14 protein-coding genes are annotated in these 17,515 nt (G+C 64.1%); 3 read left to right on the top strand and 11 right to left on the bottom strand.

The annotated features are described in order from the left end of the window. The first annotated feature begins 93 nt into the window (after positions 1 to 93). Entirely contained in the window at positions 94 to 2,073 is a 1,980-nt protein-coding gene (locus tag JAB6_RS25080; RefSeq protein ID WP_034753315.1) for a monovalent cation:proton antiporter family protein, read from the top strand. Here the strand turns inward: JAB6_RS25080 and JAB6_RS25075 are convergent, their stop codons facing one another. From JAB6_RS25075 to JAB6_RS25065, 3 genes are all read right to left on the bottom strand, one after another. Next, positions 2,074 to 3,231, bottom strand: a complete 1,158-nt coding sequence (locus tag JAB6_RS25075) for a diguanylate cyclase (RefSeq protein WP_034753312.1) — start codon at positions 3,229 to 3,231, stop codon at positions 2,074 to 2,076. Between the two features lie 34 nt (positions 3,232 to 3,265). Further along, positions 3,266 to 4,117, bottom strand: coding sequence for an MOSC domain-containing protein (locus JAB6_RS25070; RefSeq protein WP_034753309.1), 852 nt, complete (start codon positions 4,115 to 4,117; stop codon positions 3,266 to 3,268). A 122-nt stretch (positions 4,118 to 4,239) separates the two neighbouring features. Then, positions 4,240 to 5,334 (bottom strand): type II asparaginase, encoded by a 1,095-nt coding sequence (locus JAB6_RS25065; RefSeq protein ID WP_034753307.1) that lies wholly within the window; start codon positions 5,332 to 5,334, stop codon positions 4,240 to 4,242. A 133-nt stretch (positions 5,335 to 5,467) separates the two neighbouring features. Here JAB6_RS25065 and JAB6_RS25060 point away from each other — a divergent pair, with 133 nt between their 5' ends. Together JAB6_RS25060 and JAB6_RS25055 are read left to right on the top strand one after the other, a co-directional pair. Beyond that, positions 5,468 to 5,860, top strand: coding sequence for a hypothetical protein (locus tag JAB6_RS25060; RefSeq protein ID WP_139143498.1), 393 nt, complete (start codon positions 5,468 to 5,470; stop codon positions 5,858 to 5,860). Continuing rightward, complete coding sequence (locus tag JAB6_RS25055) at positions 5,857 to 6,693, top strand: MipA/OmpV family protein (RefSeq protein WP_070305329.1); 837 nt, start codon at positions 5,857 to 5,859, stop codon at positions 6,691 to 6,693. Before JAB6_RS25060 ends, JAB6_RS25055 begins: the two co-directional genes overlap by 4 nt. A 12-nt stretch (positions 6,694 to 6,705) precedes the next feature. Here the strand turns inward: JAB6_RS25055 and JAB6_RS25050 are convergent, their stop codons facing one another. From JAB6_RS25050 to JAB6_RS25015, 8 genes are all read right to left on the bottom strand, one after another. Next, the gene (locus JAB6_RS25050; protein ID WP_070305328.1) at positions 6,706 to 9,159 is read right to left on the bottom strand and encodes a TonB-dependent receptor; all 2,454 of its coding nucleotides are present in this window, start codon (positions 9,157 to 9,159) and stop codon (positions 6,706 to 6,708) included. Between the two features lie 99 nt (positions 9,160 to 9,258). Beyond that, positions 9,259 to 10,242: a siderophore ABC transporter substrate-binding protein gene (locus JAB6_RS25045; protein WP_083292992.1), complete on the bottom strand. Its 984-nt coding sequence runs from the start codon at positions 10,240 to 10,242 to the stop codon at positions 9,259 to 9,261. Between the two features lies 1 nt (position 10,243). Beyond that, the gene (locus tag JAB6_RS25040; RefSeq protein WP_070305327.1) at positions 10,244 to 11,014 is read right to left on the bottom strand and encodes an ABC transporter ATP-binding protein; all 771 of its coding nucleotides are present in this window, start codon (positions 11,012 to 11,014) and stop codon (positions 10,244 to 10,246) included. After that, complete coding sequence (locus tag JAB6_RS25035; RefSeq protein ID WP_070305326.1) at positions 11,011 to 11,961, bottom strand: iron chelate uptake ABC transporter family permease subunit; 951 nt, start codon at positions 11,959 to 11,961, stop codon at positions 11,011 to 11,013. Before JAB6_RS25035 ends, JAB6_RS25040 begins: the two co-directional genes overlap by 4 nt. Beyond that, positions 11,958 to 12,914: an ABC transporter permease gene (locus tag JAB6_RS25030; RefSeq protein ID WP_070305325.1), complete on the bottom strand. Its 957-nt coding sequence runs from the start codon at positions 12,912 to 12,914 to the stop codon at positions 11,958 to 11,960. Before JAB6_RS25030 ends, JAB6_RS25035 begins: the two co-directional genes overlap by 4 nt. After that, entirely contained in the window at positions 12,911 to 14,680 is a 1,770-nt protein-coding gene (locus JAB6_RS25025; RefSeq protein WP_070305324.1) for an ABC transporter ATP-binding protein, read from the bottom strand. Before JAB6_RS25025 ends, JAB6_RS25030 begins: the two co-directional genes overlap by 4 nt. Then, entirely contained in the window at positions 14,674 to 16,440 is a 1,767-nt protein-coding gene (locus JAB6_RS25020; RefSeq protein WP_070305322.1) for an ABC transporter ATP-binding protein, read from the bottom strand. Before JAB6_RS25020 ends, JAB6_RS25025 begins: the two co-directional genes overlap by 7 nt. 103 nt (positions 16,441 to 16,543) lie before the next feature. Continuing rightward, entirely contained in the window at positions 16,544 to 17,512 is a 969-nt protein-coding gene (locus JAB6_RS25015; RefSeq protein ID WP_070305320.1) for a FecR domain-containing protein, read from the bottom strand. Positions 17,513 to 17,515: the final 3 nt, after the last annotated feature.

Below are 17,515 nucleotides of genomic sequence, written 5' to 3'. Positions count from 1 at the left end.
TACACTCATGCCCAAAGTATAAACGAATTAGGAAAGCAAAAAACTTGCCAGTCACAACAAACAACGATTTCCATTGACCGTACCGGGCAACCCATGTTTTCCTCGCTTGAACTGACCCTGATGTTACTCGGCAGCGCCGTGCTGGGCGTGGTCGCTTTCAGAATGTTGCATTTGCCGCCCATGCTGGGCTACCTGGCCGTTGGCATCGTCATCGGCCCCCATGCGCTGGGCCTGGCGGCCGAAAACGAGGCCAGCCATACCTTGGCCGAGTTCGGCGTCGTCTTCCTGATGTTTTCCATCGGGCTCGAATTTTCTCTGCCCAAGTTCCTCGCCATGCGGCGCATCGTCTTCGGCCTTGGCATGGCGCAGGTGGTCACCACCATCATCGCCACCGTCGTCTTCGGCTGGTTCGTCGGGCGCTACCTGTCCGCCTACATCCACCTGAGCTGGCAAGCCGCGTTCGCCCTGGGCGGCGCGCTGGCCATGTCGTCGACAGCCATCGTCTCGAAAATGCTCACGGAGCGGCTCGAGCTCGAAAGCGAACACGGCCGCAAGATCATCGGCATCCTGCTGTTCCAGGATCTGGCCGTCGTGCCGTTGCTGATCCTGATTCCGGCCCTCACGCGCGATTCGGACAACCTGGCCGAAACCCTGGCCTGGGCCGGCGGCAAGGCTCTGGTCGTACTGATCTTGCTGCTGTTCATCGGCCAGAAGATGGTGCGCGGCTGGCTGACCATCGTTGCCAAGCGCCGCTCGCAAGAATTGTTCATGCTCAACCTGCTCTTGATTACCCTGGGCGCGGCGTGGATCACGGAACGGGCCGGGCTGTCGCTGGCCCTGGGCGCATTTGTTGCCGGCATGCTCATTTCCGAGACGGAATTCAAGCACCAGGTGGAAGAGGATATCAAGCCCTTCCGCGACGTGCTGCTGGGCCTGTTCTTCATCACGGTCGGCATGCTGCTCAATATCCGCGTGGTGCTCGATAACTGGTGGCTGGTCCTGCTCTTGCTATGCGCCCCTGTGCTGCTGAAATTTGCCCTGATCGCGGGCCTGGCCCGGCTGTTCGGGTCCAGCAACGGCGTGGCCTTGCGCACGGGATTGGGACTGGCGCAGGCGGGCGAGTTCGGCTTCGTGCTGCTGAACCTGGCTGGCGGCATCAAGCTGATGGACCCGTTCGTCGTGCAGGTGGTGCTGGCCTCGATGGTGCTGTCGATGCTGGTGGCGCCCTTCCTCATCGCCAAGTCCGACGCCATCGTCATGAAACTGGCGGCCAACGACTGGATGATGCAGTCGCTGGCGCTGACCAGGATCGCCACCCGCACCATGGCGTCGCAAAAACACGTGCTGATCGCCGGCTTCGGACGCAGCGGGCAAAGCCTGGCCATCCTGCTGGAGGAAGAAAAAATCGAATACCACGCGCTGGACCTGGACCCGGAACGGGTGCAGGAAGCGCAGCTGGCGGGCGCCAACGTCTCGTATGGCGATGCGGGCCGGCGCGAAAGCCTGGTGGCGGCCGGCATCTACCGGGCCAGCGCCGTCGTGATCACGTATGCCAACACGCCCTCGGCACTGAAGTTATTGCATCTGCTGAACGAAATGGCGCCGACCCTGCCCGTCATCGTGCGCAGCCACGACGATACCGACCTCGACCAGTTGAAGAAGGCGGGCGCGGCCGAAGTGGTGCCGGAATTGATGGAAGGCAGCCTGATGCTCGCTTCACATGCCTTGATCATGATGGGCGTGCCCCTGCGCCGCGTGGTGCACCGGGTGCAGGCGGCGCGCGAGGAACGCTATGCCTCGCTGCGCGGCTATTTCCACGGTTCCAGCGACGCGGGCGATGATGCCGAGCTGGAACGCCTGCATACGGTCACCGTCAGCGAAGACGCGCATTGCGTGGGACTGCCCTTGAGTGCGGTCGACGTGGCCGGCTGCGGCGCGTTTGTGACGGCCATCCGCCGCGGCCGCGGCCGCCTGGAAGTTACCCCCGAGACGCAGCTGGCCAGCGGCGACGTGGTGGTGCTGCGCGGCACGGCCGACGCCGTGGCCAAAGCCGAGACCTTGCTGTTGAAATAATCAGTCGCGCTGCGCTTTCCAGCTGACGACCTTGTTGCGGCCATCGGCCTTGGCCTGGTACAGGGCCTGGTCCGCGTGCGCCACCAGTTGCTGCGCCACCGTTTCAATCGGCAGCAGCGCCGCGTCCGCTTCCAGGCTGGCCACGCCGATCGACACGCTGACCCACGCCTGCGCGCTGCCCGGCAAGTCGAACATGGTGCCGGCGATGCTGGCGCGGATGCGTTCGGCAACGAAGGTCGCACTGTCGAGATCGGCGTCGATCAGCAGCACGACGAATTCCTCGCCGCCGAAGCGGCCCAGTGCATCGGAGCGGCGCAATTCCGTGCGGATGCGCGTGGCCACTTCGCGCAGCACTTCATCGCCGCCCTGGTGGCCATGCGTGTCATTGACCAGCTTGAAATGGTCGATATCGATATACATGCATGAGATGCAATAATTCTGGCGCCGCGCGCGGGCGATTTCTTCCAGCAGGCGGCGGTCGATATAGCGCCGGTTGTAGACGCCCGTCAGGGAATCGGTCAAGCCGATGTATTTGAGCATTTCATTGCTGATCACGTTTTCCAGGCAAATGGCGATGATGGACGCCATGTGCTTGACGAAATCCGTGCCCAGCGCGGGCGTAAAGCGCGTCACGTCGCTGCTGGCCAGGTTCAGGCTGCCGATCAGGCGCTTGTTGCGCAGCAAGGGCACCAGCGCCACGCTGCGCAGCGATTCGATCTGCGGAAAACGGGGGCCATGCACGGCAGCATCGAAGGCACCGAGCAGCGGCATCGGCGGCAAGGCCGCTTCGCCCTCGGCCACGGGCTTTGGTGCGGCAAAACCCAGCTCGGCCACGGCATGCACGAACAGCAACTGCGGGAAGGCGCTGAAATCGACGCCGAGCTTTTCCATCACCAGCACGATATCGTCATCCTCGTCGAGCAGGCTCAGAGTGACGCCGTCGAGGTCGGAAATCACGGGCAAGGTGCGGAAGATGGTGCCGATCAATTCAGGAAACGTGGACGCGCTGACGATTTCCAGGTCGAACGCCTGGTGGCGGCACATGATGTCGTGGTTGCGCTCGGCCTGTTCCAGCAGGAAAGCCATGCGCGCGCGCAAGGCCTGGTTTTCGGCTTCGAGGCTGGCAATGCGCGGGTCCGGCGGTATTGCTTGATTCATAGAAACCTTAAACCCTTGTGTGCGGGCGCCATGCTTAAAATGCCAGTTCGAAACCGATGTCCTGCCCCACCACGATACGCTCATCGCCGCCTTCGGTGACGATGGCGTTCATGCCGAAGCAGATGGCGCCGTCGAGCTCGGGCTTGGCGCGATAGCCATGCATGACGTCGAGCGGGTCCGGTCCGGGCACGCCCGTGGCCTGGTCCACCGACGGAATCGGGCAGCGCGAACACGGCTTGACGGGTTTCAGCACCGTCGCGCCGAATTGCAGGAAGTCGGCGTAGTCTTCCTCGAAGGCGCCGATATCGCCGATGACGAGGTTGGGGCGGAAGCGGTTCATCGGCAGCGCGTCACGGCCAGCGGCGCGCAGCTTGTCATTCACGTCGGCTAGCGAGGCATTGCCCGCGATCAGCACCGGATAACCATCGGCAAACATGGTCTCGGCGGCAATGCCGTCCGTCCATGTGGTGCTGGTGGCGCGCACCACATCCGGGTGAAAGCGCGCCAGGCGGCACGGCACGCCGATGGCGTTGGAAAACCAGGTGGCCGTGACGTCGTCGCAATCGTAGGCGCGCACGCAATCGTCCCACACTTGCACGTCGAGCATGGGCGAGTGTTGCGGATGCGGCAATCCCAGCTCGATTTCCAGGCGCAGCATGCCCGGCGCGCGCAATTCCAGGGTGGTGGCCTTGATGGACGGCACGATCAGCGCCATGCGCGGATGTTCGCGCTGGGTCAGGAAGCGGCCCTGCTCATCGACCACCATCCATTCGCGGTCGAACACGTGCTCGCTCATCAGCCCTGAACGCGTCAGGACCGCCTCGCGCAAATGGATGCCGGCGCACGATTTGATGGGATACAGAATGATGTCGGACAGGATGGCCATGAACCGGAGACAGTGTTGCAGCTTCTGTCAGGAAATTATTCAGAAGCGAAGTATGGCAGCAAAGCGGGCAAGCGTAAATCAGCCACACTGAGCCAATAAGGCTGAGTGTGGCGTAGCAGTGATTAATACGTGTAGAAAATACGCTGAATTTCTTGCGTGCTATTCGTTTTGGTCAGGGCCAGCATCAGCAGGATGCGGGCTTTTTGCGGGTTCAGGGTGTCGGAGACGACACTGTCGAGTTCATCGTCGTTCGCTTCGCCATTGCGCGCCACGATGCCCTGGCCGACTCTGCTCGAACGCACGATCAGCACGCCCTTCTGGCGCGCTTCCACCAGGGCCGGCTTCATTTGTGCGGCCACGCTGCCATCGCCCACGCCAGCGTGGATGATGCCCTTGGCGCCAGCGGCGATGAAGGCGTCCATGCCGACACGGTTCATGTTGGCGTAGCCGTAGACGATGTCCACTTGCGGCAAGGCATCAAGCTTGCTGATGTCAAATTCCGATTCCAGCGTGTGCTTGCGCGTCGACTGGCGGTAGAAGAAAGGCTTGCTGCCCTGGATGTATCCAAGCATGCCCAGTTCCGGCGACTTGAAGGTATCCGTCGTCGAGGTGTTAGTTTTGCTCACTTCGCGCGCGGCATTGATCTGGTCGTTCAAGGCCACCAGCACGCCCTTGCCCACGGCTTCCTTGCTACCGGCCAGCAACACGGCGTTGTACAGGTTGATGGGGCCGTCAGCCGAGATGGCCGTCGATGGACGCATGGCGCCCACGACCACGACCGGCTTGTGGCTTTTCACGGTCAGGTTCAGGAAATACGCCGTTTCCTCGATGGTGTCGGTGCCGTGCGTGACGACCACGCCATCGACATCGTTCGAGGCCAGCAGCACATTGATGCGCTTGGCCAGGGTCAGCCAGTGGCTGTTGCCCATGCTTTCACTGGCGATCTGGAATACTTGCTCGCCTTTTACGTTTGCCACTTTCTTCAGTTCCGGCACGGCCGCGATCAGGCGTTCGACGCCCACGGTGGCCGAGGTGTAGCCGACGGTGGTGGTGCTGTCGGCGCCGCTGCCGGCGATGGTGCCGCCCGTTGCCAGGATCACCACGTTCGGCAATTTGACGGCCGCCTGCTGCGCACGCGCAGGCGAGGCCGCGACAAAGCCCATCAGCAAGGTAGCCAGCATCAGCTGTGCACAAGAATGAAATTTACGTGAAAACATGGTGCTCCTGTTCGGTGATGTGTCAAAGATAACAAAGTCGTGTGCAAATTATATGTCATCAGTGCTACAAAAAAGCCCAGATTCACGCGTTCAGCGCAAACGTGCGCCCCTTCCCATGCGCTACAGTGGCGCCATGTCCACACTCATGTCCTTCCGCACTTGCCTCGTCCTGCCGTTCGTCCTGATGGCCCTGGGCGCCTGCGCCACGCAAATCGAACTGCGCACGGCGGCGCAGCAGGAGCAGTTCGCGCGGGAAGCGGCCAGCCAGGGCGACTGGGCGCAAGCGATACGCAACTACGCGGACGCCGCTGGCAATGCCGAACTGGGCCATGGCGATTTCGCTTGGCAGGCGCGGCTGCACCACGAAGCCGGGCGCGCCGCCAGCGCCGCCTGCCGCGACGACGCGGCCGCCTTTCATTTCAGCCGCGCCATCGCGCTGGCAAAGAAAAGCGGTCAATCGAGCGCCCTCAGCGACAAGGCGCTGGAATCGCTACAGGCCGGCAAACCTTGCGGATTTCCTCGATGAACACCGCCCGCACCTTGCTGGCCGCCTGTGCCTTCTCCGCCGCCATGGCGCCGGCGCAAGCCGCCGAAGCACCGCTACCCTTATGGGAAGCGGGCGTATTTGGCGGCACGGCCGTCACGCCCGCCTATCCCGGCGCCAGCGAACGCTCGACGCGCAGCCTGGCCCTGCCCTATCTGATTTATCGCGGGAAAGTGTTGCGCGCCGACCGCTCGGGCGTGGGCGCGCGCCTGCTCGATACGGACCGCCTCGACTTCGATATCGGTTTTGCCCTGTCCTTGCCGGCCCGCTCCAGCGACGTGCCGGCCCGGCGCGGCATGCCCGACCTGGGCACCCTGGTGGAATTTGGCCCGCGCCTGAAAATCAAGCTGGCCGAGCCGACGCAGCACAGCCGCCTGGGCCTGGAACTACCGTTGCGCGCCGTCATCGAAGCGCGCGGCGGCCTGCGCCGCCAGGGCGCCACGTTCGAGCCGCGTTTCGTGTATGGACTGCAAGGCGGGCAGCAGGCATGGCATGTCGACGCCAGCCTGGGCGCCGTGCTGGGCAATGCTGCCATCACCGATTATTTTTATGGCGTCAGCCCCGCGTTTGCCACGGCGCAGCGGCCAGCGTATGCGGCAAAGAGCGGGCTGATGCTCACGCGGCTGGGTCTGGGCGGTTCGTACCGGCTGCACCAGGACTGGCGCGCCTTTGCCTTCTTACGCTATGACAACTACTCAGGCGCCGCCAACCGCGCCAGCCCCCTGCTGCGCCAGAACAGCGGCACCTCGGCCGGCATCGGCCTGATGTGGACGTGGCGGCGCTCGGACAGCCTGGCGCGGGGCGCGGACGAATAGCAACAAGACGGCTTAAAACTCCGTCGTGGCCGACAGCATGACCGTGCGCGGCGCGCCCAGGCCCAGACTGGTCCATTGCGGCAACGCCCAGTATGCCTTGTTGCCGACGTTCGTCACGCTGGCGCGTACGGTCAACGGCCGGCCCGCCGCCTTCGTCGCATAGCGGGCGCCCAGATCAAACACGGTACGGCCCGGCACGGACATCGAATTGTCGGCATTGATGTATTGCTTCGATGCCGCCGTCGCATTCGCCGTCAGGGTCACGCCGGGGATGGCGGGTGTATCCCATTCGACACCGAGCTTGGCTTGCAGTTTGGGCACGCCCGTTGCCTGCTTGCCCTGGTTGGCGCCACCCGGCGTCTTGCTCAAGACCGGATCGACATACGCCACGCCGCCCATCAGGCGCACGTCGCGCAGGGGCGAACCGAAGAAGCCCCAGTCGATGCCGCGGTTGCGCTGTTCGCCGCCAAAGGAAAAGATATTGCTGACGGGATCGACATAGCTGCTGGGCCGCTTGATTTCATACATGCTGACCGTATGCGCGAACTCGCCCAGGTCGACCTTGAGGCCAAGCTCCGCCTGCTTCGACTTGTATGGCGCAAAGACCTCGCCCGAGTTGGCCGCCGTCAACGGCGCCGTGGCGCCCTGGCTCAAGCCTTCGATGTAATTGCCATACAGGGAAATCGTCTTGCTCGCCTTGACCAGCAGGGCGACGGCCGGCGTGGTGGCGCCTTCGTCATAGCGCGAGGTGCGCGCGCCCGTCTTGATGTTGAAGTTATCGCTGAGCACTTCCTGGCGGCGCAAGCCCACCGTCAGCTGCACCTTGTCTTGCGCAAAAGAAAGCGTGTCGACCAGGCCGATACTGGCCAGGCGGAGTTCCGCCTTGGAAATTTGCGGCGCCTCGAAGCGCGTCGCCGGACCCCAGACTGGGTTATAGATATTCGTGATCCAGTCTTTTGCCAGGGTATTTCTGCGCCCGTACTGCTTGTCCGTGTGGTGATAATACGTGGCGTTGACGGCCCATTGATGGCCGATATCGCCCGTGCGCAGCTTGCCTCGCAAACCCGCTTCCGCCGACTGCTTTTCCACATCAAAACCTAGGTCGGCAAGATTGGTGCGGTAGTCGCCAGCCGTGTCGAACACCTGGATCAGGTACGCGCCCGTCGACTGGTAGTCGGCCCGGCTGGCGCCCACGGCGGCATACGCCATCACTTGCCCGTTCAGGTCCAGCTCGCCGCGCAACATGGCGCCCTTGTCCTTGGTATCGTAGAACGCCCAGCTGGGATTCAACAAGGTTTCCGCTTTCGGCGGACGCGGCACGGGCAAGCCGGGGGCCAGGTTGACGCCCCGGTTCAAGCCATCGGCGCGGTCCTCGCTGTGGTACAGGTCGGCGGACAGGCGCGCACCGTTGCCACGCCAGTCCAGGCCCACGGAGACGAGCTTGGTCTTCTTTTTCTGATGGTCGATGGCGCCCTCGCCATCGCGGTAGACGCCGTTGACGCGGATGCCGAATTGTTTATGCTCGCCGAACCGCTGACCCAAGTCCACATGGCCGCCCCATTGCGCGTCCGACATGTACGATGCCGTCACGCGCGCCAGCGGCGTATCGCCCGCGCGCTTGGGCACGAGATTGATGCTGCCGCCTACCGAGCCGCCCGGTGGCATGCCATTGAGCAATGCTGACGGTCCCTTCAGCACCTCGATGCGCTCGAACATTTCAGGCGAGGTGCGGTAGTAGGGCGAGATGCCGTACAGGCCGCCAAACGCGACGTCGCCGATATTCGAGCTGAAGCCCCGTATCGAATAATTCTCGCCGATGATGCCCGTCATGCCGCTGCTGAAGACGGTGGGATCGGTGGCGGAAATCACATCGGTGATGTCGCGCGCCTGCCGGTCTTCGATGAATTTATCCGTATAGCTGATGGTGTTGAACGGGGTTTCCATGAAATCCTTGTCGCCCAAAAATCCCACGCGGCCGCCGGACGCTACTTGCCCACCGGCATAGGCATCCGTCACCATGTTGCCCTTGCCCCACACCGTCACGGCCGGCATGGTGGCGGCTGCCTCGGCGGCGGCGCTGTGCGCCGCTTCGCGGCGTACCGTATAGCTGCCATTGCCCTCGCGCACGGCTTGCAAGCCGTGGCCGCGCAGCAATTCGTAAAAACCCTCGGGCACGCTGTAGCTGCCGGACAGGCCGGCGCTGTTCTTGCCTTGCAGCAGGCTAGCCTCGACCGTCAATTCCACGCCCGCCTCGGCGGCGAAAATGTTGAGCGCCGAGCCCAACGCACCGGCCGGCACGCTGAATGCTTGCCGGGCCGGGCCCGTCCCCGCTTGCGCGTAGGCTGACGGGGCCGCCACGCCCAGCGCCCCCACGGTCAAGCCCGTGATGAGCGCCAGTTGCACGGCGGTGGCGATGCGGCTCAGATTCAAGGCGGGAAGGTGGCGCGTTGCCATGCGGTGTGTCATACAGTAAATCCTTTCAGATGGGATGATTGCTTGTTCTCACCCTATCTCCCGAACGAAAAGGCAAAACCCTCAATCTAAATACGAATCATTACGAAAATATCATTGATAACCTTTGAGCACGTCGTCAATCACCCGTTTCAGCGACGTCACGCTGGCCGCCGTGATGTACCAGGCGTCCGCATCGACGAAGACGACGCGGCCGTTCTTCCAGGCCATGGTCTGGCGCAGCAGCGGATTGGCCATCTGTTCGGCCGTCATGACGGGGCGGTGCTCCATCACGGCCGTGCGGTCGACAACATAGATGATGTCGGGGTTGGCTTGCTGGATGAATTCGCTGGAAATGGGCTGGCCATGCAAGCCCGCTTCGATGGCCGAACTGGCGGGTTTCACGCCCAGCGCATCAAAGACAAAACCGTAGCGCGACTGCACGCCGAATGAGCTGAAGGCGCCATTGTTGTGCAGCACGATCAGTGCTTTCTCGGGACGGTCCTGGATCATTTTGCGCGCGTCCGCCACCTTGGCGTCGAGTTCGGCGGCTTTCAGGTTGGCGACGTCTTCCTTGCCAAAGATACGCCCCAGCGTCAGCAAGTGCTGCTTGACCACCTCGATATGCTTGCTATCGCTGTTCTGGTAGTCCACGTCGAAATGCAAGGTGGGCGCGATCTGGCTCAGTTCCTTGTAATGGTTGGCCTGGATCGACGTCATCAGCACCAGATCGGGCTGGAGCGCGTGGATATGCTCGAGATTGGGCTGCACGATGGCGCCCAGGTCGCGGATGGCTTGGTCATCCTTGTAGCGCGTGAGGAAATGCGGCACATAATCCTTCACCATGCCGGCCACGGGCACGCCCAGCTGGTCGAGGAAATCGACTTCGTTCATGTCGAGCACGGCCACCCTCTGCGGGCGATGTTGGATCACCGTCGTGCCCAGCTTGTGCACGATGGTGACGGGAGTAAATGCCTGCTCCGACGCGGAAGCGGCAAGTGCCGGCGGCGCCGTGGCCACCTTGTCGGTGCAGCCTTGCAGAGCGGCCATGGCGGCGAGCAGCACGGCCAGCGCGCAGCGGGATTTGTTCCAGATCATCTCAAGCTCCTGTGGGGGTAAAGTAATTGCAGACGCAGCCGCGCTCATTGCGCATGATGTGAAAATCGATGCCGTACAACAATCGCAAGCGTGCCTCGGTGACGACCTCGTCGACAGGGCCGGAAAAGCGCACGGCGCCACCCTGCATGGCGACGATGTGGTCCGAATAATTGGCGGCGAAATTGATGTCGTGGATCACCAGGATCACCGTGCGGCCCTGCTCGTCGCACAGGCGGCGCAACGCGCGCATGATCTGCACGGCGTGTTGCATGTCGAGGTTGTTGAGCGGCTCGTCGAGCAGCAAAATATCGGTCTGCTGGGCGATCGTCATGGCCAGGAAGGCCATCTGGCGTTGGCCGCCGCTCAGCTCATCGACGTAGGCAAGGCGCAGATTGTCCAGCGACAAAAAGGCGATGGCCTCGTCGATGGCTTGCCGGTCCTGCCGCGTCAAGCTACCCCGGCTGTAGGGAAAGCGGCCAAAGGCGACCAGCTCTTCCACCGTCAGGCGCAAATGAAAATCGGGAGACTGGCGCAGGGTGGCCACCAGTCTCGCATAGTCCTGGATCTTGATCGCCGCGATGCTGCGCCCGTCTATCGCAATCTCGCCGCCATTCGCTTGCTGCAAGCGCGCGATGAGCATCAGCAAGGTGGTCTTGCCGGCGCCATTCGGGCCGATCAAGGACGTCACTTTTCCCTTGGGAAACTGCACGCTGACGTTGTCCAGCACACGCCTGGTGCCGTAGCTTTTTTCGATCTGATTGACGTGGATCATGCGGTACCCCGGGTGCGGACCATGAGCGCGAGGAAATACACGCCACATACAAGGTTGACCAGGATGCCAACCGTGGTCCGGTAGTTGAAAACGTGCTCGACCAGCAGCTGGGCGGCCAGGAAGATGGCGATGGCGATGGCGCAGCCCAGCGGCAAGGTGGCGCGGTGACGCCCCGTACGGGCCAGGGCATACGTTGTGTTCGCCACAAAGATGCCCATGAAGGCCGTGGGGCCCAGCAAGCTGGTCGACACGGCCACCAGCACGGCGATCAGCGCCAGCTGCAGCCGCACCATGCGCCGGTAATCGATGCCGAGCGAAATCGCCTGCTCGCGCCCCAGCGCCAGCACGTCGAGCGCCGGCAGGGTCTTCGCCACGGCTGCGCAGGCGGCGCCCGCCAGCAGGGCCGAGTACAGCAATTGCACCGGCTGCGCCTTGTTGAACGAAGCCTGGCTGAAGCCTTGCAAGATGGCAAATTCACCGGGGCTGATACGCAGCTGGATGAACTGGGTCAACGTGCCGATCACCATCGTCAGCACAAAACCCAGCAGCAGCAGAAAATACACGTTGTTCTTGCCATCACGAAACAGCCAATAGTGGATGGCCCAGGAATACGCGAGCATCAGCGCAATCGACACGACAAAATTGCCGTTCTGTCCCAGCAGCACCACGCTGTGCATGCCCATCGCGAGGATCAGCAGCGATTGCAGCAGCAGGTACACGGCTTCATAACCCATGACGGCTGGTGTCAGTATCCGGTTGCCGGCAATGGTCTGGAAAACAATCGACGACACGGCCACGCAGACGCCGCCGATGGCGATGGCGGCCAGCCGCGACAGGCGCTTTGGGATGACGTAATCGAAGTCGAGATTGGCGCCGAGGAAGAGGAAAGCGAGCGCCAAAGCAAACACGGCAAGCCACAGCATCCGTTGATTCAAGAACCGCTTCATCGCCGCCCCCGGATGATCAGGATGAGGAACAGCAGGCCGCCCACGCCACCGGCCGTCAGGCCGATCGGCACTTCAAATGGATAGATCAGCAATCGCCCGGCGATGTCGCAGGCCAGCAGCAGCGACGCGCCGCACAGCGCGACGATGGGCAGGGTACGCTCCAGCTTGTCGCCATAGCGCAAGGCCACCAGATTCGGGATGGCCAGTCCGACGAACGGAATGGCCCCCACCGTGATCACCGTGGCCGCCACCGTGACGGCCACCAGCATCAGGCCCAGCGCCACCGTGCCCGCATAATTCAGGCCCAGGCTGGTGGCCATGCCCTCGCCCATGCCCAGCACGGTAAAACGCTGCGCGTACACATACGTGAGGGCAACGATGGGCAGGATCAGATAAATGATTTCATAGTTGCCCTGCACGATGCGCGAAAAATCGCCGAGCAGCCAGCCCTGCATGCTTTGCAGGATGTTGTTGCGGTAGGCATAAAACTCGGCCACGGCGCTGAGCACGCCGCCATACACGAGGCCGATCACGGGCACCAGAATCGTGTTCTTGAAGCGGATGCGGCGGATCAGGGCCACGTACAGTACGCTGGCGGCAAGGCAGAAGGCCAGCGCGAACGCCATCTTGCCGGCCGTGCCCGCTGCCGGCGCCACGGTCAGCGCAACGAGGATGCCCAGCTTGGCCGCATCGAGGCCGCCCGACGTGGCCGGCTCGACGAATTTGTTGCGCACGATGTGCTGCAGGATGACGCCGCACACGGACAGGCCCACGCCCGTCAGCACCAGCGCCGCCAGGCGCGGCAGCCGGCTGGCCGTCAGGGTCAGCCACGTATCGTCGGACAGCGCGCCGGACGATGACAACAGTTGTGCCCACTCCATCTGCCTGGCGCCAACCAGCAAGGAGGCGCAGCACAGCAGCACGAAAAGGAAAAGCAGACGCGCGTGTGTCAAATGCCGGACTCCGTTCCAGCCGGACACGCGGGCGCGGCGATGCGCCAGCCCTTGGCCGCTTGGCGCTGGGCCAGGAAGTGCGCATACAGGCCGCCCTGCGCGCGCAAGATGGCTGGCGCGCCCTGCTCGCCCAGGGTGCCGCCATCGAGCACGACAATCTGGTCGGCCATGGCCACCGTCGACAACTGATGGGCGATGACGATCACCGTGCGCTTGCCGCGCAGCCGCGCCAGCGCTTCGGCGATGGCGGCCTGGTTTTCCGCGTCGAGCGCGGCGGTCGCCTCGTCGACCAGCAGAATCGGTGCATCCTTGACCAGCGCGCGCGCGATGGCGATGCGCTGGCGTTCGCCGCCGGACAGGCGCGCGCCGCCCTCGCCCACCGGCGTCGCAAGCCCCTGCGGCAAGCGGGCGATGATCTCGGCCACGCCAGCCTGGCGCGCCGCTTCCAGCACCTCGGCATCGCTGGCGTCCGGCTTGCCGATGCGAATGTTGTCGCCGATGCTGCCCTGGAACAGATAACTGTCCTGAAAGATCTGGCTGATCTGACCGGCCAATTGCTCGCTGGACATGTCGCGCACATCGACGCCGCCCACCAGCACCGTGCCTGCACTGGCGTCAAAGAAGCGCGCAATCAGGCGTACGAGGGTCGTCTTGCCTGAACCGGAAGCGCCGATCAGTGCCGTCATGCTGCCCGGCGCAATCTGCAGGTTGATGTCCGTCAAGACGTCGGGCTGGTCCGGCGCATAGCGGAAGTGCACGCCACGCAATTCGACCGAAGCATCGCGCGGCGCTTGCGGCTTGTGTGCTTCCGGCAAGGGCTGTACGGCGAAAATATCGCGCGCAGCGTCCAGCGGGCCGCGCGCACCGCGCAGCACTTCGCCATAGCTGGCCACTTCCTGCAGCGGGTCGACAAAGCGCACCACCAGCAGCAATGCCACGATGACGGCGATGACATCTGCCGCAGCCGCTGCCGTACCGAGCAGGCTCGCGGCAACGGCCAGCAAGACGGCGAAGATGGCTTGCACGGTCCAGGCGTTCAGCACCGAGGACAGCGCCGACAGATAAATGAGCCGCGTGCCCGCGTGGCGCTGTGTGTCGATGGCTTGCTGCAGGAAACGCGTGCCGCCTTCAGCTGCGCCACCGAATGCGCGCAAAACGGATTGCGCTTGCGCAAACTCCACAAGGCGCTGGCTGGTCTGGGCAAAATGATGGTGGTAGGCATCGTCGGCGCGCTGGCCCAGGTGCGCCGTGAGCCGCAAGGCACCGCCCAGCAGGGGCAGCGCCAGCAGCGCGACCACGCCCAGCTGCCAATGCAGCGCGAACAGCGCGGCCAGCAAGACCACGGGCGTGACGGCGCCGCAAATCACGGGCGTGAGCACGTGGGCAGGCAGCTGCGCGACGTTCATCATGCCTTGCGTGATGACGTGGCCCAGCTTGGCCGTATTCTCCGGCGTAAACCAGCCGACGGGCAGGCGCGCCACGTGGTCGCCCAGGCGCTGTCGCGCCCCTTGCAAGACCGTCACGCCCACGCGCACGCCCGCTTTCTCCACCTGGCGCCGCCAGGCCCAGCAAGCGACCAGCCCGGCCAGCAGCACGATCAGCCACAGGGCCGCGCCGCCCGTATCGCCGGCCAGCAGCCGGCCCAGAGCCAATACCAGCGCCGTGATCGTCAGCCCGCTCAGCACGCCATATGCGAGCGCCATGGCGCAATAGCGGCGGAACACGGGCGCATCATCGCCCAGCAGTTGAATAAACGTTTTCAGCATGGGAGCACCGCATCTTCCTGGGAATCCTGATAGCCGCCCAGCGCCCATAGTTGCGCATAGCGGCCCTGGTGGGCGAGCAAGCCGGCATGGCTGCCCTGCTCGGCGATGGCGCCGTTCTCGACGACGACGATGTTGTCGGCATGCATGACCGTGTCGAGCCGGTGCGCGATCACCAGCAGGGTGCGGCCTTGGGCAAAGCGCGACAGGGCATCCTGGATCGCCACTTCGTTTTCCGCGTCGGCTGCGGCCGTCGCTTCATCGAGCACCAGCACGGATGGATCGAGCAGCACGGCACGGGCGATGCTGACGCGCTGCAACTCGCCGCCGGACAGCTGCGCATCCTCGCCGATGACGGAATCGTAGCCGCGCGGCAAGGCCAGGATGCGCTCGTGGATGTTCGCCAGGCGCGCCGCCTCTTCGATCTCGTGCGTGCTGGCCGATGGGCGGCCCAGCGCAATGTTCTCGCGCACGCTGGCGTGGATCAATCGCACTTCCTGCAGCACGAAACCGATGCGCCGGTACAGCTCTGGCGTGGCGATGTGCCGCAGGTCGGCGCCGCCCAAGGTGATGCGCCCTTCTGTCGGGTCGAAAAAGCGCAGCAGCAGCCGCGCCAGGGTCGACTTGCCGGAGCCGGAAGCGCCGACGATGGCCGTCACCGTGCCGGGCTGCAAAGTCAGCGTGATGTCCGACAGCACCTTGTTGTGCCCATCGTAGGCATAGCCCACATTTTCCATGCGAATCTCGGTACCAACTGGCAACTTCTGCTGGCCTGGCGCCGGCTGCGCCAGCACGGGCGTGTCGAGCAAGGCTTGCACGCGCTGGGCCGCACCCGTGGCATTGTTGAGGTCATGCGTGAGGTAATGCAGCAGCAGCATCGGTGCGGAAATGCCGGGCGCCACGAGGGCGAACGGCAGGATATCGACGGGCGCCATCGCCTCCAGCGCCACGAACACGGTGCCGGCGAGCACCACCACGCCCAGCACGGCGACGGGCGCGATCAGCGCATTGGCATTCGCCATGGAGCCAACCAGGGGGCGCGTAAACGCGGCAAACGCCTCGGCAAACGCATCGACGGCGGCGCGGTAGCTGCCGTGCGCGCGTCCCGTGGCGCCAAAGGCCTTGACCACTGGGATGCCGTTGACGAATTCCACCACGGCATTGTTGATGCGCCCCATGCCGGCGACAAATTGCTCCATATTGCCGCCACTGGCCTTCATGGCGCGGCCGAAGAACAGGAAAAAGCCGGGAAATGGCAGGATGGCGACGAGAGCCAGGCGCCAGTCCATGGCGAACAGATAGATGACGGAGATGGCGATGGCGCCCACGGCGCGCCCCGTCGTCGTATAGAAGTGGGCGGTAAGGCTGTGCAGGGTATTGATATCGTCCTGCATCGCCTGCTTGACCTCGCCCGAGGCGCGGCTGGTAAACCAGCCCAGCGGCACCTGTCCCAGGTGCTGCATGGCTTGCAGGCGCAATTGATGGGTGAGGCGGTTGTCGGCCAGATGCGCGGCCAGCTCGCCCAGCGTGATCAGGGCCATGCCGGCAAACAGGCAGGCGACGCTGGCGAGAATGGTGGGCCAGATGCCAAGCTGCGTGGCCGCAGGGGCCAGGGCGATGCTGGCGATGTGCGCAATGCCGGCCAGCGGCACCAGGGTCAGCATGGAACCCATACCGGCCAGCACGGCGGCGGCGATCAGGCGCCCGCGGATGGGCTGCAGTATCCGGCTGATCGGGCCGGCTTGGCGGCTTGGGCTACTCATGGGAAAAACGGGAAAAAGCGTGCATAAGTTCAATGGATAAAGGTGGCTCTCACCCTATATCCCGAACGAGAATGCAAAACCCTCAATCGGGTCCGCGAAATTGTCAGGCAGCGGCCTGGACGGTCACCCAGTAGCGCGTGCGCGCAACGATTTGCACGGGCAAGGCCAGCGCCAGGTTGTGCAGCGCGCGGTCCGTATCGCGCAAGGAAAACACGCCGTTGACGGTGAGGCTGGCCACGGCCGGGTCGCAGCGCAGCAGGCCGGGACGGTAGCGGGCCAGTTCCGCAAGCAGCTCATCGAGGCGCATGTTGTCGGCCACCAGCACCCCTTTGGCCCAGGCCGCGGCGCTGGCGGACGCGGGTGCGCCAGACTGCACGATGTCGGCCGAGTAGACGGCGCCCTGGCCCGTGTCGATGCGCACGGGACGGCCCGGCGCATGCGCGAGACGCACCTCGACGGCGCCCTCGAAGACGGCCACGCGCGACGTGTATTCGTCTTGGCGTAAAGTAAAACGCGTGCCCAGCGCCTGCACCGTGCCATGGCGGCCCTGCACGCGGAAAGGCCGCTGGGCCGGATCGGGATCGTGCGCCGTCGTGACGAGGATTTCGCCGCTGCGCAGTATCAGCAAGCGCTCGCTGGCATCGAAGCGCACATCGATGGCGGAAGCGGAAGCGAGCATCACGCGCGTGCCGTCCGGCAAGGTCATCTCGCGGATCTCGCCCGTGGCCGTGCCATGCCCTGCCGTGGCCACTTGCCACGCATCCGTGCCGCGCAGCATGTAGGCCATGCCGCCCACGGGCAGCAGCACGGCCAGCAGTTTCAGGGCACGGCGGCGGTTCAGGTAGGCGGCCGGCGCCGGTTCGCGCAGCACATGCCGGGCCGCGTCGCGCGGCACGCTGTGCAGCTTGCCCTCGAACGCCTGCAAACGCTGCCAGGCGATGGCGTGGTGCGGATGGGCGGCGCACCAGCGTGCACAGGCAGCCCGGTCTTCGTCGCTGGCGTCATCGGACCACAGGCGCGCCATCCATTGGGCCGCCTGCTGCACGATGGCCGGTGCAATCACCACATCCATGGT

This window comes from Janthinobacterium sp. HH104 (genome assembly GCF_001758715.1).
GTDB lineage: Bacteria > Pseudomonadota > Gammaproteobacteria > Burkholderiales > Burkholderiaceae_D > Janthinobacterium > Janthinobacterium aestuarii.
This window is presented reverse-complemented; position numbering and strand designations above follow the sequence as displayed.

Bases quoted from the DNA above. Each gene is read 5' to 3' on its own strand.
- JAB6_RS25060 (WP_139143498.1), top strand. From the start codon at position 5,468: ATGTCCACACTCATGTCCTTCCGCACTTGCCTCGTCCTGCCGTTCGTC.
- JAB6_RS25065 (WP_034753307.1), bottom strand. From the start codon at position 5,334: ATGTTTTCACGTAAATTTCATTCTTGTGCACAGCTGATGCTGGCTACC.
- JAB6_RS25050 (WP_070305328.1), bottom strand. From the start codon at position 9,159: ATGACACACCGCATGGCAACGCGCCACCTTCCCGCCTTGAATCTGAGC.
- JAB6_RS25035 (WP_070305326.1), bottom strand. From the start codon at position 11,961: ATGAAGCGGTTCTTGAATCAACGGATGCTGTGGCTTGCCGTGTTTGCT.
- JAB6_RS25025 (WP_070305324.1), bottom strand. From the start codon at position 14,680: ATGCTGAAAACGTTTATTCAACTGCTGGGCGATGATGCGCCCGTGTTC.
- JAB6_RS25055 (WP_070305329.1), top strand. From the start codon at position 5,857: ATGAACACCGCCCGCACCTTGCTGGCCGCCTGTGCCTTCTCCGCCGCC.
- JAB6_RS25080 (WP_034753315.1), top strand. From the start codon at position 94: ATGTTTTCCTCGCTTGAACTGACCCTGATGTTACTCGGCAGCGCCGTG.
- JAB6_RS25045 (WP_083292992.1), bottom strand. From the start codon at position 10,242: ATGATCTGGAACAAATCCCGCTGCGCGCTGGCCGTGCTGCTCGCCGCC.
- JAB6_RS25015 (WP_070305320.1), bottom strand. From the start codon at position 17,512: ATGGATGTGGTGATTGCACCGGCCATCGTGCAGCAGGCGGCCCAATGG.
- JAB6_RS25020 (WP_070305322.1), bottom strand. From the start codon at position 16,440: ATGAGTAGCCCAAGCCGCCAAGCCGGCCCGATCAGCCGGATACTGCAG.
- JAB6_RS25040 (WP_070305327.1), bottom strand. From the start codon at position 11,014: ATGATCCACGTCAATCAGATCGAAAAAAGCTACGGCACCAGGCGTGTG.
- JAB6_RS25075 (WP_034753312.1), bottom strand. From the start codon at position 3,231: ATGAATCAAGCAATACCGCCGGACCCGCGCATTGCCAGCCTCGAAGCC.
- JAB6_RS25070 (WP_034753309.1), bottom strand. From the start codon at position 4,117: ATGGCCATCCTGTCCGACATCATTCTGTATCCCATCAAATCGTGCGCC.